14 protein-coding genes are annotated in these 19,422 nt (G+C 74.1%); 6 read left to right on the plus strand and 8 right to left on the minus strand.

The window, feature by feature from the left end; all coding sequences use genetic code 11:
* Positions 1–268: 268 nt before the first annotated feature.
* From ACGF3J_RS09275 to ACGF3J_RS09285, 3 genes are all read left to right on the plus strand, one after another.
* The gene (locus ACGF3J_RS09275) at positions 269–3,634 is read left to right on the plus strand and encodes an ALF repeat-containing protein (protein ID WP_393853754.1); all 3,366 of its coding nucleotides are present in this window, start codon (positions 269–271) and stop codon (positions 3,632–3,634) included.
* A gap of 67 nt (positions 3,635–3,701) precedes the next feature.
* Positions 3,702–5,654 carry a DNA/RNA non-specific endonuclease gene (locus ACGF3J_RS09280; protein ID WP_393853755.1) on the plus strand — a complete coding sequence of 651 codons (1,953 nt, stop codon included), beginning with the start codon at positions 3,702–3,704 and terminating at the stop codon, positions 5,652–5,654.
* 30 nt (positions 5,655–5,684) lie between these two features.
* Positions 5,685–6,701 carry a hypothetical protein gene (locus tag ACGF3J_RS09285; protein ID WP_393853756.1) on the plus strand — a complete coding sequence of 339 codons (1,017 nt, stop codon included), beginning with the start codon at positions 5,685–5,687 and terminating at the stop codon, positions 6,699–6,701.
* A gap of 6 nt (positions 6,702–6,707) precedes the next feature.
* Here the strand turns inward: ACGF3J_RS09285 and ACGF3J_RS09290 are convergent, their stop codons facing one another.
* Both ACGF3J_RS09290 and ACGF3J_RS09295 read right to left on the minus strand, forming a co-directional pair.
* Positions 6,708–8,324 (minus strand): AMP-binding protein, encoded by a 1,617-nt coding sequence (locus tag ACGF3J_RS09290; protein WP_161332260.1) that lies wholly within the window; start codon positions 8,322–8,324, stop codon positions 6,708–6,710.
* On the minus strand, positions 8,321–9,991 hold the full coding sequence (locus tag ACGF3J_RS09295; RefSeq protein ID WP_393853757.1) for an AMP-binding protein: 1,671 nt from the start codon (positions 9,989–9,991) through the stop codon (positions 8,321–8,323). Before ACGF3J_RS09295 ends, ACGF3J_RS09290 begins: the two co-directional genes overlap by 4 nt.
* A 124-nt stretch (positions 9,992–10,115) precedes the next feature.
* On the opposite strand from ACGF3J_RS09295, the gene ACGF3J_RS09300 reads away from it, so the two are divergent.
* The 3 genes from ACGF3J_RS09300 to ACGF3J_RS09310 all read left to right on the plus strand — a co-directional run bounded on the left by ACGF3J_RS09300 (position 10,116) and on the right by ACGF3J_RS09310 (position 14,915).
* Positions 10,116–10,952, plus strand: coding sequence for a response regulator transcription factor (locus tag ACGF3J_RS09300; protein WP_393853758.1), 837 nt, complete (start codon positions 10,116–10,118; stop codon positions 10,950–10,952).
* Positions 10,953–11,045: 93 nt separating this feature from the next.
* Entirely contained in the window at positions 11,046–13,931 is a 2,886-nt protein-coding gene (locus ACGF3J_RS09305) for an ATP-binding protein (RefSeq protein ID WP_393853759.1), read from the plus strand.
* 201 nt (positions 13,932–14,132) lie between these two features.
* Entirely contained in the window at positions 14,133–14,915 is a 783-nt protein-coding gene (locus tag ACGF3J_RS09310; protein ID WP_161331275.1) for a trypsin-like serine protease, read from the plus strand.
* Positions 14,916–15,020: 105 nt separating this feature from the next.
* On the opposite strand, the gene ACGF3J_RS09315 is transcribed toward ACGF3J_RS09310, so the two are convergent.
* Genes ACGF3J_RS09315 through ACGF3J_RS09340 form a run of 6 tightly spaced genes read right to left on the minus strand, consistent with a single transcriptional unit; the run spans position 15,021 to position 19,336 of the window.
* Positions 15,021–16,127 (minus strand): winged helix DNA-binding domain-containing protein, encoded by a 1,107-nt coding sequence (locus ACGF3J_RS09315; protein WP_393853760.1) that lies wholly within the window; start codon positions 16,125–16,127, stop codon positions 15,021–15,023.
* Complete coding sequence (locus ACGF3J_RS09320; protein WP_393853761.1) at positions 16,124–17,041, minus strand: YihY/virulence factor BrkB family protein; 918 nt, start codon at positions 17,039–17,041, stop codon at positions 16,124–16,126. Before ACGF3J_RS09320 ends, ACGF3J_RS09315 begins: the two co-directional genes overlap by 4 nt.
* Positions 17,038–17,622, minus strand: coding sequence for a hypothetical protein (locus ACGF3J_RS09325; protein ID WP_393853762.1), 585 nt, complete (start codon positions 17,620–17,622; stop codon positions 17,038–17,040). Before ACGF3J_RS09325 ends, ACGF3J_RS09320 begins: the two co-directional genes overlap by 4 nt.
* Entirely contained in the window at positions 17,619–18,602 is a 984-nt protein-coding gene (locus ACGF3J_RS09330) for a DUF6286 domain-containing protein (RefSeq protein WP_393853763.1), read from the minus strand. Before ACGF3J_RS09330 ends, ACGF3J_RS09325 begins: the two co-directional genes overlap by 4 nt.
* Entirely contained in the window at positions 18,599–18,784 is a 186-nt protein-coding gene (locus ACGF3J_RS09335; protein WP_161330276.1) for a hypothetical protein, read from the minus strand. The genes ACGF3J_RS09330 and ACGF3J_RS09335 overlap by 4 nt, the downstream gene beginning before the upstream one ends.
* 45 nt (positions 18,785–18,829) lie before the next feature.
* Positions 18,830–19,336 carry an Asp23/Gls24 family envelope stress response protein gene (locus ACGF3J_RS09340; protein ID WP_161330275.1) on the minus strand — a complete coding sequence of 169 codons (507 nt, stop codon included), beginning with the start codon at positions 19,334–19,336 and terminating at the stop codon, positions 18,830–18,832.
* Positions 19,337–19,422: the final 86 nt, after the last annotated feature.

A 19,422-nucleotide genomic window follows, 5' to 3' on the forward strand; every position in this document is an offset into this window, starting at 1 on the left:
CATCTTCGATCACTGTCCACGTCATGAACTGCGCCAAAACGGACGGTAGTTGAAGATCCCGTGTGACTCTCGACACCCCAAGGAAAGGTTGTACGAAGATCTGTGGAGAAGTCGTGAAGAAGCAACCGGCCTGTGCAGCAGGCAATCTGGCGGATCATCAAATGCAGTCGGACGCAACTCATTTAACGTTCGGCGCCCATTGGTATGGTCACTCCGGCTCTCCATCCCGGCCCAATTCCCGTTGAATCCAACGCCAGGAGAAAACCCTATGCAGACGTCGTTCTGGAGTCGCAGACGGCTCCTCGGCGCAGCGGCCGCCGTCACCGCTGCCGCCGCCGGTCCGCTGACCCTCACCCGCCCGGCGAGCGCCGCGGCCGGCGACGCGCCGGCCGACCCGCTCACCCTGCCGGACACCGAGCGGGCCAGGGTCGTCCAGGCGTGGGCCACCGGCGGCAAGGCGACCAAGGCCGCCGCGGCCTACGTGCTGTACGGCACCGACGAGGAGGTGCGGACGTTCCTCTCCGAGACCCTCCCGAAGGTGACGGTCGAGGACAACCGGGTCGCCGTCGCCCGCTACCTCGCCCGCTCCGGCAAGGGCCTGCGCCGCGAGGCGGTCGCCGCGCTCGACAACGGCGACGCGGCCATCGCGGCCTTCCTCGAGACGGGGTACAAGCCCGCCCTGCTGGAGGATCTGGGCGTGGCGACGTCCATCGTCTCCTCCACCGGCGACAAGGCCGTCCGGCGCGAGGCCTCCGCCGCCCTGGACGCCGGTACCCGGGCGGCGCTGGAGACCTTCCTCACCGACGGGCAGTACGACGCCCGGCTGGAGGACGCCAGGGTCCAGGTGTCGTCCATGCTGTTCCAGGGCGGGCCCGAGGTGCGCAAGTACGCGGACCGCGCGCTGAGCGGTACGGCCAACGACGTGCAGTGGTTCCTCGACACCGGGCAGCACATCGCCCGGGCCCGGGACCAGGAGGCGGCCACCATCGCCGAACTCGTCGCGGTGGTCGAACGCGAGGGCAGGCGCGCCCAGGCCGAGACCGACCAGGCCGTGGAGGCGTCGGCGCGCGCCCAGACCGCGGCCGAGAAGGCCAAGGAGGCGGCCGAGAAGGCCGCCGCGGAGGCCGCCGCTGCCAAGGACGACGTGAAGAAGTCCGCCGCGGCCGCGCGCAAGGCCGCGAGTGCGGCCAAGGGCGCCGCGAACGCCGCGCGCAACGCCATCAGCGCCTCCAACGCGGCGGTGACCGCGTCCCGGCGCGCCTCCTCGGCGGCCACCGCGGCCTCCCAGGCCGCCGCGACGGCGGGCAACGCGGCCTCCGCCGCCTACAACGCCGCCATCGCCGCCTCCAAGGACGCGAAGAAGACCGAGGCGGCCAAGAACGCCGCGGTCGCCGCCAAGAACGCGGCCGGGAAGGCCCGTTCCGCCGCGAAGGCCGCCGACTACGCCGCGGCCGCCTCCGCGCAGGCCGCCAGTGCCGGTTCCTCGGCCGCCTCCGCCGCGCGCAACGCCGCGGCCGCCGCCAACGCCTCGGCGCAGGCCGCGGGCGCTGCGGGGGCCGCCCAGTCCGAGGCGGCCGAGGCCAAGCGCCAGGCCGCCATCGCCACGACCGCCGCCAACCGCGCGACCAACGCCGCCTCCACGGCCCAGGCCCTCGCCAACACCGCGGCCGGCGCGGCCCGCAAGGCCCGGGACGCCGCCAACTCCGCGGCCGACCACGCCGAGAAGGCGGCGGCTGCCGCCGAGGAGGCGGTGAAGTTCGCCGGTCAGGCCATCGACTACGCGAACAAGTCCACCGCGCACGCGGCGGCGGCCGTGAAGGCGGCCGACACCGCCACCAAGACCGTCGAGGAAGCCATGGCGGTGGAGACGGCGGCACGGGAGGCGGAACTGGCCCGCCTGGAGCAGGACCGGCTCCAGGGCATGGACGAGGCCCGGCTGCTCGCCGAGATCGAGGCGGAGGAGCAGGCCGAGTACGAGGACAAGCGCAGCCAGGAGGCACAGACCGCCGCGGCCCTCAAGGAGCTGATCGCCGCGGCCGAGAAGGCGCTGTGGGAGACCGGTGACCTGGCGCTCGCGGCCACGCTCGGACGCAAGGCGGCCACCGGGCTGCTGGAGGCGAAGGGCGCGTGGACGCGGGAGGCGGCCCAGCACGCGCTGGCCGGGACCGAGGACGACATCCTGTCCTGGGTCGACCTCGACCGGACCATCGCCCAGAACCAGGACGACCGCGAGACCGTCCTGTACATCGCACAGATATCCAGCCCCGCCATCGCGGAGGCGGCCCAGTCGGCACTGGCGAGCGGCGAGGCCGCGGCGGTGGGCGACTTCCTGACCTCCGGGATGATCCGGGCCTCGCAGGACGACAACAAGGTCCAGATCGCCCGGATCATCAACCAGAAGCCGGGCAAGGCGGTCATCAAGGCCGCCAACGACGCGCTGGACAAGAACACCCCCGAAGCGCTCCAGGACTTCTTCGAGCGGACCTACCCCGAGGCGATACGCGAGGACGACGCGGTGGAGACCGCCACCTCGGTGGCGAACGGCGGCGAGTACGTCAAGTCGTACGGCGAGGTCGCCCTCGAGGGTCCCACCTGGATGCGCCGCAACTTCGTCCAGGTCGTGCGGCACCAGGCGGCGCAGCTCGACCACGACTCGGCCACCCACGTCGCGGCGGTGCGCGGGGCGATCGCGGCCGCGGCGAAGATCGCCTACACGGCGCAGCAGAACGCCGCGCTGGCCTCCAAGGCCGCCGCCGACGCCCGGCAGGCCGCGGCCGAGGCGAAGGAGTGGGCCGACAAGGCCCTGGACGCCGCCGACAAGGCCGAGGGCTACGCCGATCAGGCCCGGGAGAACGCCGACGCCGCGGACCGGTCGGCGGCGGACGCGCAGACCTCCGCGAACCAGGCCAAGTCGGCCGCGTCGACCGCGCGGGGCGCCGCCAGGTCGGCGAACTACTCCGCCAACAAGGCCGTGGACGCCGCCCGTTCGGCACTCCAGTCCTCCTACAGTGCCCAGGCGTCGGCGGCCAGTGCCCGCCAGTCCGCCCTTGAGGCCGGCCGGGACAAGGCCACGGCGGCCGCGGCGGCCAGCGAGGCCCGCAGCATCGCCGTCCAGAAGCGCCGGGCCGAGATCGCCCAGAAGGCCAAGGAGGCCGCCGAGAAGGCGAAGCGGGAGCGCGAGGAGGGCAGGGACCCGGCCGACAACGGCACCAACGACGAGGTCCACCCGAACGGCACCGGCACCGGCTCCGGTTCCGAGGAGGACTGGTGGTCGGACGCCGGTTGGTGGGCGGACGCCGCCAACAAGGTCAGTATCGCCTCCGGATTCATCGCCGCCGGTCTGGGGCTGGCCAGCCTGGCCTTTCCGCCGCTGGCGGCCGGAGCGGCCTTCTTCGGCTACCTCTCCCTCGGGGCCGGGGCGCTCGGCGCCCTGTTCACCGGCATCGAACACGGCTTCACCAGCGGCGAGTTCGTCGAGTCCCTGGGCGGCACCGCACTGAACCTGGCCACCTTCGGCCGGGGCAAGCTCGTGACCACCGGCATCAAGAAGGTGGCCCCCGTGGTCAACAAGGTCGCCGAAGAGGGCAAGGAACTCGTCTCCTCCATCACCAGCGGACTGTCGTCCATCTTCTGACCGCCCGCGGGCCGGGCACGCCGGCCCGCACCGGGCACCACGCCACATGCGAAAGGGCAGTCCCACCATGAGACCCTCGTCTCGAATACCGCGCTTCCGGCGCGTGATCCTCTCCCTGCTGGCCGTCGTGGCCATGGGTGCCTCCACCACGGCGATGGCCCCGGCGCAGGAGACGCCCGCGGCGGCACCTCAGGCGTCGCGCCAGGCCGACCGGACCGACCCGGCCGATCCGGCCGACGTGTCCGTGCCCACGAAGACCAGGCCGGTCGAGGTGACCCCCGGGGAGCGCTGCGAGCCCACCGCCGCCGGCTCCCGCGAGCGCCGGGCGGGCGCCGTGCAGGCCTGCGTCAGCACGACCACCACAGCGGTGAAGACGGCCGGGCGGCAGAGCCTCGCCGCACAGCCCCGGGCGGCGGCCCCCGCCGACTCGGCCACATGCACGATCACGTCCCCCGGGACGTGGAAGTTCAACCGCTTCGGCTACTGCGTGAACGGCCTGACCGTGCTGTACGTGCTCAAGGACGCCAACGGACAGCAGATCGGCACCGGCACGCTGAGCGTGACGACCAGTGCCCTGCTGCCCGCCGAGGGCACGTCGTGGGAAGAGCACGTGACCGTGACCATGACCGGCGCGACCGGGGCCGTCACCACGCTGGAGGCGAGGTTCAGGTCCGCCTGCTCGGCCGGCTGCAAGGCCACCAAGACGGCCCCCTGGTACAAGGGCACCCTGGTCAAGGGAGACTCCCGCACCGGCCGCGTGGCCTACTCCTCCACCCCGGCCGCCGGTACCGCGGTCGAGTTCACGACGTCGTACGAGCTGTTCGTGTCCTATCCCGGCGCCCAGATCATCGACCCGAGCGCGTCCTGGAGCAACCCGGAGCAGATCCGCTGCGACGACGACGTCCGGGACACCGCCTCCGCCGGCACGCCCGGCCCCGGCTGCGTGGTGCCCAGCATCATGCCGGTGGTCAGCATCGACGCCAGCGCGGGCGCCGCGGCGGTCGGATACCAGTGGGCCCAGCAGAACGCGGGCGGCTGGGGACGCGACAAGCCGCTGACCCGCGCGAAGAACGGCATCGCCGACCGCACCGGTCGCACCTGCGGGGGGTCGAAGCCCTTCCAGGCCATGCCGGACGTCGTCGCGAACGACAGCTGCGGCATGTTCCCCTTCGCGGCCACCCATGAAGGCGGGACCGACGGCGCCCTGTGTGCCGAGATCGTCCTCAAGAACACCGGCGGGGGCTGGGCCGTACAGCGACTGGGGGACGCCGGCTCCGGCACGTCCTGCGTGCGCGCCCACGTCCCCGCCGCGGACAAGCAGTCCGCCGAGAACCAGCTCTCCGGCGGCTTCGTGAACCAACGGGTCGTCGAGGCGGAGCCGTTCAAGGTGGAGATCACCGGCTCGACCGACCAGCCGCAGGGAGCCTGCCTGCGGACACAGCCGAACGGATCGCTGCGGGCCGGTGACGGCTGGATCAGGAACACGACCGAAGCGGTCCCCCAGGTGAACAAGACCACCACCCCGAACGGGCCCGGTACCCGCGCCGCCGTGGCGCAGGCCTGCCTGGGCAAGAACCTCGACGAGGGCAGCGACGCGTCCGGCGACATCACCGGATGGCAGGACGCGCAGCTGTACCGCGACACCCACTCGCCGAACACCGGGCTCGCCCGGTGCCACCTGATCCCCAACATCCTCGGCGGCAAGGGCCAGGTGCTGGACGGCGGACAGGACAACCTCGTTCCCTGCTGGCAGTCCGGCATGAACACCGGCACGCCCAGCATGCGGACCTTCGAACAGGCGGCTCAGAAGCTGGTGAAGGAGGACCCCAACTTCCAGGCGAACGACGCGCTCTTCTACCAGGTGACGCCCGACTACAAGGACGCCACGAGCACGATCCCCGTGGGGGTCACGATGACGGCTACAGTGCAGCGGGCGGACGGAACGTCCCAGCCGCTGTTCCCCGAGGTCTACATCACGAACACCAAGGGCAACACCGGGACGCTGAACCTCGGGAACTGAACCCGGCTGAGCACGCCATCGGGAGCCAGTATGAGTCGTACCACCCCACCGCGGCCGTTCGACGTGACCGCGCTCTTCCCTCAACTGGCTCCGCTGGCCCGCACGGCGACCCGGCTGCATCCCCGGGCCGGGTCGCCGTCGCGGCACGACAGTTCGGTCGGCGGGCCGCTGCTGTGGCCCGCCGGCGAGCCGTGGCCGTACTGCGAAGGCCCGCACGAGTGGGACGGGGTGAACGAGCCCACGTCACCGGAGGACGTGCGGGTGCGGCGGCGCATCGACGAGGCCGCGGCGTCCGGGTACACGCCCGAGGAGCGGGCCGTCCTCGAGCGGATCAGCGCCGGCCGCCCGTGGCCCGAGGGCCCGGTCGCCATGCTGCCCGTGGCGCAGCTGTACGTGCGCGACGTCCCCCTGCTGCGCGCGCCCGGGCGGGCCGACGCCGATCTGCTCCAGGTCCTGTGGTGTCCCTTCGACCACCCGGCCCACCCCAGGACCGCGCTGTACTGGCGGTCCGCGGCCGAGGTCACCGACGTCCTCGGCTCGCCTCCGGAGCCGTCCGCGGTCCAGTCCTCCGACTACGTGCCCCAGCCGTGCCTGCTCTCACCCGAGGAGGTCACCGAGTACCCCCACTTCCTGGAGCTGGACAAGGAGTTGCGGGAGCGGCTGGCGGACTGGAGCAGGTGGGAGGCGGCCGGAGACGCTGTGGACAGCGCCTACGCCGTCGCGCCGCAGGAGTTCTACGTCAACCAGCTGTCCGTTTCTCCCGGCTGGAAGGCCGGCGGCTGGTCCCGCTGGGGTCTGACCGATCCCATGCCCCGGACCTGCGCCGCCTGCGGCACCGGCATGGACCCGCTGCTGACCATCGCCTCGACCGAGTGGAACAAGGGCTCGGGGAGTTGGGCCCCCGAGGGGGACCGGGCCCGCGACCCGCTTCCCCCCGGCGTTCCTCCGGCGAACTACACCCGGGTCGTCGTCGCCGGCGGCTACGCCCTGCAACTCCACGTCTGCCCGGTGTCCGCGGACCACCCGCACCTGGAGCTGGTCCAGTAGTCCCGCTCAGGCGGGCTCCCCGTACCGCTCCCGCAGCTCCACCTTGCGCACCTTCCCCGACACGGTCATGGGGAAGGAGTCGAGGAGCTGGAGGCGGCTGGGCACCTTGTAGTGGGCCAGTCGCCCGTCGCAGTACGCACGCAGTTCCTCCAGGGTGAGCGGGTCGGCGGCGTCGCGCGGGACGACGCAGGCGAGGACCTCCTCGCCGTAGCGCTCGTGCGGTACGCCGACCACCTGGACGTCCGCGATCTTCGGGTGGGCGTAGAGGAACTCCTCGACCTCGCGCGGGTAGATGTTCTCGCCACCCCGGATGATCATGTCCTTGATGCGGCCGACGATCTCCACGTAGCCGTCCTCGCGCATCACGGCGAGGTCCCCGGTGTGCATCCAGCGGCCCGCGTCGACCGCCTCGGCGGTCTTCTCGGGCTCGTCCCAGTAGCCGAGCATCACGCTGTAGCCGCGGGTGCGCAGTTCACCGGCGTCGCCGCGCGGCACGGTCACCCCGGTCACCGGGTCGACGACCTTCACCTCGATGTGCGGCAGGACCCGTCCGACGGTGCCGGTGCGGTGTTCGAGGTCGTCGTCCATGCGGGTCTGGAGGGAGACCGGGGAGGTCTCGGTCATGCCGTAGCAGATGGAGACCTGCTCCATGTGCATCTCGGCGACCACCCGCTTCATCACCTCGACCGGGCACGGCGAGCCCGCCATGATGCCGGTGCGCAGGGAGGTGAGGTCGTACGAGGCGAAGTCGGGGAGGTTCAGCTCCGCGATGAACATCGTGGGGACGCCGTACAGGGATGTGCACCGTTCCCGCCGCACCGCCTCCAGCGTGGCGGTCGGCTCGAAGGACGGGCCGGGGATGACGATGCACGCGCCGTGGGAGGTGGCCCCCAGATTCCCCATCACCATGCCAAAACAGTGGTAAAAGGGCACCGGCAGACAAATTCGGTCCTGCTCCGTGTAGCCGACCGTGCGGCCCACCCAGTAGCCGTTGTTGAGGATGTTGTGGTGGGAGAGGGTGGCGCCCTTGGGGAAGCCGGTGGTGCCGGAGGTGTACTGGATGTTGACCGGGTCGTCGCAGCTCAGCCCCGCGGCGATCGCGTCGAGGCGGTCCCGCGGAACCCGCGCGGCGCCCTCGCTCAGCGCGTCCCAGGAGGGGTCGCCGATGTAGACGGTCTCGCGCAGCGCGGGGCACCGGCCGCGGACCTGCTCCACGATCGCCCGGTAGTCGCTGCCCTTGTGGCCGAGGGAGGCGACGAGGACGCTGATGCCCGACTGCCGGAGCACGTACTCCAGCTCGTGTGCCCGGTAGGCCGGGTTGACGTTCACCATGACGGCGCCGATGCGGGCGGTGGCGTACTGGACGAGGACCCACTCCGGGCAGTTGACCGCCCAGATGCCGACCCGGTCGCCCTGGGCGACGCCCTTCGCCAGCAGTCCGCGCGCCACCTCGTCGACGGCGGCGCCGAACTCCGCGTAGGTCCACCGACGTCCGGACGGTACGTCGACCAGGGCGTCGCGGTCCGGGTGGGCGGCGACCGCCCGGTCGAGGTTGGCGCCGATGGTGTCGCCGAGCAGGGGGGTGGTGCTGGTGCCGTGGGCGTACGACAGGGGTGGGGTCACCGGAAGTCCTCCTCGCGGTACTCGTTCGCGGAACCGGCCGCGGTGGCCTCGCGCAGCTCGATGCGGCGGATCTTGCCGGAGACGGTCTTGGGCAGCTCGCCGAACTCCAGGCGGCGCAGGCGCTTGTAGGGGGCGAGGACCTCACGGGAGTGCTCGAACAGCACCTTCGCGGTGTCCGGTCCCGGCTCCCAGCCCGCCGCCAGCACGATGTACGCCTTCGGCACCGCGAGGCGCAGAGCGTCCGGTGCGGGCACGACCGCCGCCTCGGCGACCGCCTCGTGTTCCAGCAGGGCGCTCTCCAGCTCGAACGGGGAGATCTTGTAGTCGGACGCCTTGAAGACGTCGTCGCTGCGTCCGACGTAGGTCAGGTAGCCGTCGCCGTCCCGGGAGCCGATGTCGCCGGTGCGGTAGTAGCCGCCGGCCATCGCCTCCGCCGTGCGGTCGGGGTCGCCGTGGTAGCCGGTCATCAGGCCGACGGGGTGCGCGGACAGGTCCAGGGCGATCTCGCCCTCGTCGGCGCCCGGGGCACCGGTGACCGGGTCGAGGAGTTCGACGCGGTAGCCGGGGCTGGGGCGGCCCATGGAGCCGGTCTTCAGCACCTGTCCGGGGCTGTTGGAGACCTGCACGGCGGTCTCGGTCTGGCCGAAGCCGTCCCGGACGGTCACGCCCCAGGCCGCGCGGACCTGCTCGATCACCTCGGGGTTGAGCGGCTCACCGGCGGCGACGACCTCGCGCGGGCGGTGGGCGAGCTGGGTGAGGTCGGCCTGGATGAGCATGCGCCACACGGTCGGCGGGGCGCAGAACGTGGTCACCCGGGCCCGGTCCATCTCGGCCATCAGGCGGGCCGCGTCGAACCGGGTGTAGTTGTACAGGAAGACGGTCGCCTCGGCGTTCCACGGTGCGAACAGGTTCGACCAGGCGTGCTTGGCCCAGCCGGGCGAGGAGATGTTCAGGTGCACGTCCCCGGGGAGCAGACCGATCCAGTACATGGTCGCCAGGTGGCCGACCGGGTACGACACGTGGGTGTGCTCCACCAGCTTGGGGCGGGCGGTGGTGCCCGAGGTGAAGTACAGCATCAGCGGGTCGTCGGCGGCGGTGGGGCCGTCCGGGGTGAAGCCGGCGTCGGCGGTGTACACGTCCGCGTAGGGCAGCCAGCCGGGTGCCGTGCCGCCGACGGCGACGCGCGTGTAGTCGCCGGGCACGTCGTCGAACTTGCCGGCGTCCCCGGCGCGGACGATCACGTGCCGCACCTTGCCCCGGTCGACGCGGTCGCGCAGATCGGCGGGGCCGAGCAGCGGGGTGGCCGGGATGACGACGGCGCGGAGCTTCATCGCGGCGAGCGCGGTCTCCCAGAGTTCGGCCTGGTTGCCCAGCATGACGAGGATGCGGTCCTCGGCACGCACGCCCCACTCCCGCAGCCGGTTGGCGACCCGGTCGGAGCGGGCGGACATCTCGGCGAAGGAGATCCGGACCTCCGAGCCGTCCTCCTCGACGATGTGCAGCGCGGTGCGCTCGTTCCCGTCGGCGATGACGTCGAACCAGTCCAGCGCCCAGTTGAAGTCCCGGGGGCGGGGCCAGGTGAAGCCCTCGCAGGCGGCGGTGTAGTCCTCGCGGTGCTCCAGCAGGAAGTCCCGCGCGCTGCGGAACAGCTCCGTGGCCGTCGTCATCTGTCCTCCTTCGTGCCGGACCTTGCCGGGCGGCTCTCTGCCATCGTGTAATCCGTGATGCAGGTCTCACTACCCCCGAACGGGGGTGTGCGCCCCGGGACGGGTGCGAGGGAGGGCGGAACGGGTGGCGGTGGAGCCGGGGAACGGCGGAGAGATCCGGGGTGCGCTGGTGCGGCTGCGGCGGGCGACCGGGCTGCCGGTGGCCTTCGGCGGGCTGGTGGAGGCGGGCCGGCGGCAGGTGCGCATCAGCGAGCTGAGCGGCACGGCGACGGCCGCGCTCAGCGCCCTCGCGGTGACCTCGGGCAACGGGCTCGGCGGCCGGGCGGTGGCGCTGTCGCGACCCTGCGCCGTGACGGACTACTCCGTCTCCGCGCAGATCAGCCACGAGTACGACCGGCCCGTCGCCGCCGAGGGGCTGCGCTCGGTGCTGGCGGTCCCGGTGGTGGTACGGCGCCGGGTGCGCGGTGTGCTGTACGGCGCCCTGCGCACCGCGCAGCCGCTGGGCGACCGCACCCTGGGAGCGGCCGTGGCGGCGGCCCGGGACGTGGAGCAGGCGCTGGTGCTGCGGGAGGAGACGGACGAGCTGCTGGCGGCGGCCCGGCCCGGCCGGGGGCCCGACCCGGCGGACGCGGCGGGCTGGGAGCAGGTACGCGAGGCCCACGCGGCGCTGCGGGCGCTGGCGCCCCGGATCGCGGACCCCGCGCTGCGCGAGGAGCTGCTGCGCGCCTGCGGCCTGCTGGCGCCCGGGGGCGGGCCGGGAACGGGGCCCCGGCCCGCCCCGCGCGAGGTGGACGTGCTGGCCTGCGTGGCCGCGGGCGCGACGAACGTCGAGGCCGCGGAGCGGCTCGGGCTGGGCGCGGAGACCGTGAAGAGCTACCTGCGCTCGGCGATGCGCAAGCTGGGCGCCCGCACCCGCACGGAGGCGGTCGCCCGGGCCCGCCGGACAGGATGGCTGCCGTAGGGTGCGGGGCGGCCCGGGGATTTCCCACGGCTCTTTGATTTCCGTGCCCGCCGGTTTGTTATTTGCCTCACCTCCTCGTCCCTCCTTAATCCAATGGCCCGTTGCCTAACATTGGCCCGGACACGACACTCGGAGGGAGCGGTCACCGTGCCACGGGACTTCGCGGAGTCTGCCGGATTCCGCTCCGACCTGGTCATCGGGCGGGAGGAGTCGTTCGGCGCGGCACGTGAGCAGCTGGCCCGGGGCGGCAGTGTGTTGCTGCACGGACCCGCCGGAATTGGAAAGTCGACCGTCCTGCGCACCCTGGCGGCGGAATATGCCCGCACCTCGCACACCGTGTTGCGCTGCTCGGCCACGGAGTCCGAATCGCATCTTCCCTTCCTCGCCCTGGCCGACCTCCTGGGTCTGGTCCTGGACGACGTGTCCCGGACGCTGCCCGCCGCGCAGCGCACCGCGCTGGAGTCGGCGCTCACCGGCCGCGGCGAGTCCACCCTCCAGCGCGACGGCCTGGCGCTGCGGCTGGCGGTGCTGTCCGCCCTGCGCGCCCTCGCCGCCGCGGGCCCCGTCCTCGTCGTCGCCGACGACCTCCAGTGGCTGGATCCGGCCAGCGCGGAACTCCTCGGCTTCGCCGCCCGGCGCCTGGGCGAGACCCCGGTGCGGCTGCTGTGCGCGGTGCGGACCGAGGGGCCCGAGACGGAGGACGCCGAGTACGACCGCCATCTGCGCGCCTCCCCGCCGGACACCCGCGCGGTCCGCCTCGGCCCGCTGACCCGCGCCCAGGTCGCGACACTGCTCGGCGAACGCGGCTACGCGGGCCTGCACCGGGCCACGGTCCGCGACATCCACCGCACCAGCGGCGGCAATCCGCTCTTCGCCCTGGAACTGGGCCGGGCGCTGGCCGAGAGCCCCGCGGCGCCCCGGCCCGGCGAACCGCTGCCGGTGCCGACCTCGCTGCGCGCCCTGGTTCTCTCCCGCCTGGAGATGCTGTCGGACGAGGCCCGCCGCACCCTGCTGGTGGCGAGCGCCGGCGCCCGCCCGACGCCGGCCCTGCTGCGCGCGGCCGGCCGGGAGAACGCCGAGGCCGAGACGGCCCAGGCGGCGGCGCTCGGACTGCTGGCGACCGACCCGGAGGGACCGACCGTACGGTTCGCGCACCCGCTCATCTCGGCCGCGCTGTACGCCGAGGCCCCGGCGCCCGAGCGGCGGGCCGCGCACGCCGCGCTGTCCACGGCCGCCTCGGACCCGATCGAGCGCGCCCGGCACCTCGCCCTGGCCACCACCGGTACCGACCCCGAGGTCGCGGCGCGGCTGGCGGAGGCCGCCTCGCTGGCCCGGGACCGCGGGGCGCCGTCGGTGGCCGCCTCGCTCGGGCTGCTCGCCGCCCGGCACACCCCGGCGGACAGCGCGCCGGGACCGGACGAACGCCGGGTGGCGGCCGCCGAGGACGCGATCACGGCGGGCGAGCAGGATCTGGCCCGGGACATCGCCCGCGAGGTGCTGACCCGGGCCACCGCACCGGGCGACCGGGTCCGCGCCTGGATGGTGGTGATCGAGGCCGCCGGGCAGGCCATCGGCGAGGTCGACGCCGTCTTCCCGCAGGCCTTGGCCGACGCGGGCGACGACCCGCGGCTGCTCGCCCAGGTCCACTACCAGCTGGCCTGGCGCTCCTTGGTGGTGCAGGGCGACTTCGCCCAGGGCCGGGAGGAGGCCGCGCACGCCGCCCGGCTGGCGGCGCGGGGCGCCGACCGGCGCACCGAACTGCTCGCGCTGGCGTTCCAGGCCCAGTGCGAGACGCTGATGGGGCATCCGGACGCCCCGGCGACCATCGGACGGGCGCTGGCCGAGCCGCAGGACCCGCGGGTGGCGTGCCATCACAACGGGGCCGGGTCGTCCCGGTTCCGGTGGCTGGTGATGAGCGACCGGCTGGCCGAGGCGCGGGCCACCGTCACCACGCTGCTGCGTGAGGTGCGCCGCCGCGGCATGGCCGAGAGCGAGGTCCACTATCTGCGCTTCCTGGCCGAGACCGAGCTGCACTCCGGGCACTGCGGCCGGGCCCTGGAACTGGCGCGGGAGAGCCTGACGCTGGCCCGGGACGCGGGCATCGGCGAGGGTGCCGGCGCGATGCAGGCCGCGCTCGCCGAGGCCGCGGGCGGCGACCCGGACCGGGCCCTGGAGCTGGCGCGGGAGGCGGTGCGGCGGGCGGAGGAGGACGGCGACGCCGTGTACCTGTCGCGGGCGCTGGCCGCGCTCGGCCACGCGAACCTGGTGGCGGGCGACGCGGCTGCGGCCGTGCGGGCGCTGCGCCGGGTGCGGGAGCTGGAGGCCGGGGCGGGCATCACCGACCCGGCGCGCGGACGGTGGCAGGGCGATCTGGCGGAGGCGCTGGTGCGGACCGGCGAGCCGGCCGAGGCGATGGACGTCATCGAGGTCAGCCGGGCGCACGCGTTGCGGCTCGGGCGGGGCAGCGTGCTCGCCGTGCTGGACCGGGCGGAGGCCCTGGTGCGCGCGGGCCGGGGCGAACACCGGGCGGCCGTCGCGCGGTTGACGTCGGCTCGGGAGCGGCTGGCGGGGCTGGGGTACGGCCTGGAGGAGGCGCGGGCGGCCTTCGCGCTGGCCGAACTGCACGCCGAACGGCCGGGCCGGGCGCCGGGGGCGGCGTCGTACGACGAGGCGACGCGGCTGTTCCGGCGCTGCCGGGCGCTGCCCTGGCTGGAGCGGGTGGAGGCGGCCGCGGCCGCGCGGTCGGCGGGACCGTCCCCGGCACCGGCCGCCACGCCGGACGGTCTCGCGGGGCTGGCCGCGATGGAGCGTCAGGTGGCCGCACTGGTCATGGAGGGCGCGACGAACCGGGAGATCGCCGCCCGGCTCTTCGTCAGCGTCAAGACCGTCGAGGCGACCCTGACCCGGGTCTACCGCAAGCTCGGGATCCGGTCCCGGGTCGACCTCGTCCGGCTGGCGGCGGGCGGGCGAACGGACTGAGAACGGCGGGGGTTTACCGGCCACGCACCGAGGGTTTTCCCTGCCCGCCTCCCCTAGGGGGTTCCCTCATTGGGGTGCCCCGACCGCCGGTTCTAGCGTGAACACGTGCCGCTCGCCCGGGCATACGGGGGTCTGTCCCGAGACCCCCGTGCAACCCCCCACGCCCGTGCGACCCCCCACCGGCAACCCTTGAGGAGACTCATGTTCGGGCTCATCCGCGCCAGATCGGCAGCCACCGTCCTGGCCACCGCCGGCGCAGCCGCGCTGCTCGCCGCCCCCTCCGCCGTCGCCGCGCCGCAGCCGATCGTCGGCGGCACCACCACCACGACGGGCGCGTACCCGTTCGTCATGCAGGTCACCGACGCCTCCGAGAACCAGTTCTGCGGCGGCACCCTCGTCTCACCCACCAAGGTCGTCACCGCCGCGCACTGCATGGCCGGCGAGAGCGCGGGCAGCGTCCGCGTGGTCGGCGGACGCACCTACCTCGACGGCTCGGACGGCACGGTCGCCCGGGTCAGCCGGATCTGGGTGCACCCGGACTACACGGACGCCACCAACGGCGACGACGTGGCGGTGCTGACGCTGGCTTCGTCGATGCCGTACACCCCGGCGAAGTACGTCTCCTCCTCGGACACCTCGGTCTACGCGGCCGGCAACGAGGCCCGCGTGCTCGGCTGGGGCACCACCCGGGAGAACGGCAGTTCCTCCAACCAGCTGCGGACCGCGACCGTGCCGGTGGTGTCGGACGCCGACTGCGGCGGCTCGTACGGCTCCGACTTCGTCGCGAGCGACATGGTATGCGCCGGGCTGCCGTCCGGCGGCGTGGACACCTGCCAGGGCGACAGCGGCGGACCCCTGATCATCGGGGGCGTCCTGGCAGGGGTCACCTCCTGGGGCGAGGGCTGCGCGAGGGCCGGTTATCCGGGGGTCTACTCCCGGCTGACCACGTTCTCGGACCAGGTGACCGCGCAGGTCACCTCGTAGCCCCGCCCCGGCAGGTCTCCTGATCTCCTGAGTACCCCTCAGGTGCAAGCCAGGGGGCGTTGCGAGCCTCCACGAGCGGCCCGCAACGCCCCCTCTCCAATGCCGTCAGCCGCGTACCGTCCCGAAGCGGACGCCGTACGCGGCTTCCGGCTGCATGACGGCCAGCATCCGCTCCCCCTCGGCCACGACCTCGTCCCGGCGCTCCCTGGGCAGGCGGTCGAAGGGTTCGACGACGAGGGCGTCGTCCGCCGGCTTCCACAGTCCGGCCACGAAGCCGTCGACGAGGAGGACGCGGTGTGCCTGGTTCCCCGTCCAGGTACGGCCCTTGTGGGTGGGCGGGACGACGCGGGCGCGGTCCGCGTGGGAGAGCAGCAGGTTGTCGAACTCGGGCAGGAAGCGCGGCGGGGCCGGGGTGTCCGGGTCGGGGCGCGGCGCGTCCGGGAGGTCGAAGAGTTCGGTGCCGTCCGGGGCGCGGAAGGTGACGAGCCGGGGGCGGAGCCGTTCGAAGGGGTCCCGCAGCCGGGTCAGTCCCGCCCACGTCTGCATGTCCTTCACGGAGGCGGGTCCGAAGGCGCCGAGGTAGCGCAGGACCGTGTCGTCCGGTGCGGGCGCGGGCCGTGCGGGGCGGGCCAGCCAGTGCTCGGCGGTGGTGAGCGTGACCTGGCCGCTCCTGCCCCACAGTCCGCGCGGGGTGACCTGCACGAGGGGGAGGCGGCAGCGGGCGGCGACGGCAAGGGACTGCGGGTCGGCGTCGGGCCACTCGGCGAGCAGGGCCTCGCGCAACTGGGCCATGGTGCGCGGCTCGGCCTCGACCAGGTCGCGGGCGTGGTCGGCGAGCCGGTCCAGGTCGACGCCGACCAGGCCCTTGCGGAAGGCGTGCAGCTCCCGGTCCCGGGCGGCCTGCACCAGGGGGCGCAGGGTGAGGCAGTCGTCGGCGGTGTGCGTGTGGATGGTCGAGCGCATGGTGACGAGGCGGGCGACCCGTCGGCCGGCCATCGCCTCCGAAAGGTCCCCGGGCGTGAATCCGTCGAGGCGGGCGGCGAGCGCGTAGTACGGGGGCTTGACGTTCTGCGCCTGGAGTCCGACGAGATGTGCGACGGCGGCCTCGGCGGACATGGCCGCGCGGCGCAGCAGCAACTGCCGGGCGAGGGTGGCGCGGTTGAGGGCGCGGATGCCGAGGACGGGGGCGCTCGTGCCTGCCTTGGTCGTCATGGGTGCACGGTAGCGGGGCCTGCGGTCGGGTTCCGTCCGCGGTCGGCGCGGCTCAGTTCCACGACGAAACGGGCACCGGCCAGCAGGGACAGGTTCGAGACCCACAGCCACACCAGGAAGACCACGACCCCGGCCAGGGAGCCGTACAGGCGGCCGTAGGTGCCGATGCCGGAGGCGTAGAGGGAGAAGGCCGCGGAGGAGGTCAGCCACAGCAGCGCCGCCAGGGCGCCGCCGGGCACCGCCTCCCGGCTGCGGCGGGCCGGGGCGGGGCCGGTCCGGAACAGGACGAGGACCAGCAGCGCGACCAGGCACACCAGCAGCGGCCAGCGGAGCAGGGACCAGGCGGCGGTCGCCGTCGTGCCGATGCCGGCCAGCCGGCCCAGCGCCCGGGCCAGCGGTCCGGTCAGCAGCAGGACCAGGGCGCCGGCGACGAGCAGTCCGAGCAGGCTCAGCGCGGTGAGGACGATGCGGTGCAGCCGGTGCCACAGGGGGCGCCGGTCGGGCAGGCCGTGCATCTCGTGCAGGGCGCGCCGGAAGACCGCCAGGTAGCTGGAGGCGGACCAGAGCGCGCCCGCGCAGCCGGCCACGGCCACGGTCAGCGCGGCGGAGCGCTCCCCCGCCATCTCCCGCAGGGTGCGGTGCAGTTCGGCACCGGACTGGGCGGGCGCCCAGGACGTCACGTCGTCGATCAGACGGTCCGTCAGGTCCGGTGCGACCAGGCCGATGACGGACGCGGTGACGACGAGGGCGGGCACCAGGGCGAGGACGGCGTAGTAGGTGAGGGCCGCCGCCCAGTCGGAGTCGTTGTCGTCCCACATCGCGCGCGGCACGCGGCGCAGCGCGCCGCTCCACGGCACGGTGCGCTTCCGGAGCCGGGTCAGCCTGGTCTCCAGGTACGTCGCCACCGTGGTCACCGGGTACGCCGCTCGCGACGGGACCGTACGCCCATGCGGAGGTGGGTGCGCAGCGGGTGGGGTGCCAGGGCGGCGCGGGCCTCGTCGAGCGGGCCGTGGGTGAGCCGTTCGAGGACGCGGCCGGGTGCGGCGCCGGGTTCGAGCAGCAGCCGTACGCGGGCCCGTGAGCGTTTCCGGCCGGCGGGCAGCCGTACGTGGGCGCGGGTGACGCCCGGGGTGGCCTCGGCGCGGTGGGCGACCGCGTCGGCCAGCGCGCGGGAGCGCAGGGTGAGGGGCGGGCCGGCCAGCGGCAGCCGCCGGTCACCGTCGCGGCGCAGCTGGGCGAGGAGCCAGGTGAGGCACAGCAGCAGCGCGGCGGCCGTACCGGCGACGACCACGGGGGTCCACCAGTCCGCACCGCGCAGATCGGCGAGACGGGCCCGGTCCAGCAGCACGGTGCCGTCCTCGGGCCGGGGCCACCAGCCGGGCAGCCGGTCGGCGACCGCGCCGCCGCCGAGCCCGAGCCATCCACCGCCGGCCAGCAGGGCCGCCCCGGTCAGCGCGAGCAGCGTCCGGTTGACGGCGTTGCGCATCGGGTTCACGAATCGGTCTCCTTCGGGGGCGGCGGCGGCTCGGTGGCGGGTCCCGGCCCGGCGGGCGGCGCCGTCGGTGTCGCCTCCGGTGGGCGCCAGTGGGGCTCCGGGCGCAGGGTGACGCGGGGTTTGAGGGGGCGGGTGAGGCCGAGCGTGCCGAGGGTCGTGGCGGTGGCGGTACGGACCGCGGTGAGGGTCGTGGTGCGATCGCCGAAGCCGAGGCGGGCGCGGACGCGGACGCGCCGTCTGCCGCAGCGCACGCGGACGTCCGTCACCCCGGGTACGGCGGTGACGGCGTCCCGGAGGAGTTCGGCCACCGCCGGCCGTTCCAGTACCGCCCGCTGCAGGCCGCTCCCCGGCACCGGGGCCATCGGGAGCACCCCGCGCAGGCCCGGGGTGAGCGCCAGCCACAGCAGCCAGGCACCCAGGACGGCCGCGACGGCGCCGCCCGCGACGACCGGGGCGTCCCCGGGGCCGTGCGTGGCCGCCCAGTCGACCGCGTCCGTGCGCCAGGCGGCCGGTCCGCGGCCGGCGACGTGCACGGCCAGGACGTCGTACAGCAGGAGCGAACAGGCTCCCGTCCCGACGAGGGCGACCAGCGCGGCGGGGACCCGGCGTCCCGACCAGGGCCGCCGGGCCCGGCGTGGGGGACCGGCACCGTCGGCCGGGGGCGGCGACGGGGCCGTCCGGTCCGCGGCCAGCGACTGGACGCGGACCGTCGCCGCACGCACCGTCAGGCCGCTCAGCTCGGCGACCCGGTCTGCCATCCGGCTCCGGACCCGCTCCCCCGTCTCGCCGAGCGCCGCCGGATACGGCAGGCGTACGTCCACGCGGACATCGGCGTGGCGCCCGTGGACGGCCGCCGCGCCGTGCGTCACCCGGGCGCGCCGCCCGCCGAGGTCGGCCTCGGTGGCGGCGCGTTCGGCGATGCGGCGCACGGCCCGGTCGGCGACGACGGTCCTGCCGCGTTCGGCCGGTGCCGCCGTCACCTCGGCCTCCGGTCCCGGGGGGCCAGGAACTCACGCCAGTCGGTGCCGTCGTCGATCAGGCGCCCCACCACGGCGCCGACCGCGCCCAGCGCGGCCACCAGCAGGAACGCCCCGAACCCGCCGAAATACCCGGCGAAGGCCAGCGCCATGCCGACCAGCATTCCGATCACCGCTCTGCTCATCACTCACCTCCGCCTCGCACCTGCTCATGCTCCGGAAAACGCTCCTCACTCCACCCGTGCCTCCACCGGCCGCTCCGGGTCCTCGTCGTCGGGCAGGTGGACGTCGTTGACCGTGATGTTGACCTCGACGACCTCCAGGCCCGAGATGCGCTCGACGGCGTCGATCACGTTCTCCCGCACGTCCCGGGCGAGGTCCGCGATCGGGACGCCGTACTCCACGACCAGGTCCAGGTCGATCGCGGTCTGCCGCTCGCCGACCTCGACCTTCACGCCGCGGCCCACGTTGGGCCGGCCGCCGGGCACCCGGTCGCGGACCGCGCCGATGGTGCGGGACAGGCCGCCGCCCATGTCGTACACGCCGGGGATCTCGCGCGCCGCCATGCCCGCGATCTTGACGACCACGACGTCGGCGATGGACGTACGGCCCCGCGTGCCGGCCGGTTCGGTGGCGCCGGTGGAGCCGCCGCTCACGGTGGTCGCGCCGCCCTGCGCGCCGATGCCGGTGCCGCCGCTCTTCTTCTCGGTCGTGGCCGTCTGCGGTGTCGTCGTCATGGTGTCCTCCGTCAACGGTGGTCGTTTGGTGTTGCTGGACGTTGGACACGGGTCGCGGTGCGGCGTTACGCGGCCCGGGGGATTTT

Origin of the sequence: Streptomyces sp. NPDC048171 (assembly GCF_043202655.1) — a bacterium.
Lineage (GTDB): Bacteria > Actinomycetota > Actinomycetes > Streptomycetales > Streptomycetaceae > Streptomyces.

What these genes read in the sequence shown, in the direction of transcription:
- ACGF3J_RS09280 (WP_393853755.1), top strand. Translation starts at nt 3,702, where the DNA reads ATGAGACCCTCGTCTCGAATACCGCGCTTCCGGCGCGTGATCCTCTCC.
- ACGF3J_RS09285 (WP_393853756.1), top strand. Translation starts at nt 5,685, where the DNA reads ATGAGTCGTACCACCCCACCGCGGCCGTTCGACGTGACCGCGCTCTTC.
- ACGF3J_RS09335 (WP_161330276.1), bottom strand. Translation starts at nt 18,784, where the DNA reads ATGAGCAGAGCGGTGATCGGAATGCTGGTCGGCATGGCGCTGGCCTTC.
- ACGF3J_RS09295 (WP_393853757.1), bottom strand. Translation starts at nt 9,991, where the DNA reads ATGACGACGGCCACGGAGCTGTTCCGCAGCGCGCGGGACTTCCTGCTG.
- ACGF3J_RS09340 (WP_161330275.1), bottom strand. Translation starts at nt 19,336, where the DNA reads ATGACGACGACACCGCAGACGGCCACGACCGAGAAGAAGAGCGGCGGC.
- ACGF3J_RS09310 (WP_161331275.1), top strand. Translation starts at nt 14,133, where the DNA reads ATGTTCGGGCTCATCCGCGCCAGATCGGCAGCCACCGTCCTGGCCACC.
- ACGF3J_RS09315 (WP_393853760.1), bottom strand. Translation starts at nt 16,127, where the DNA reads ATGACGACCAAGGCAGGCACGAGCGCCCCCGTCCTCGGCATCCGCGCC.
- ACGF3J_RS09275 (WP_393853754.1), top strand. Translation starts at nt 269, where the DNA reads ATGCAGACGTCGTTCTGGAGTCGCAGACGGCTCCTCGGCGCAGCGGCC.
- ACGF3J_RS09305 (WP_393853759.1), top strand. Translation starts at nt 11,046, where the DNA reads ATGGCCCGTTGCCTAACATTGGCCCGGACACGACACTCGGAGGGAGCG.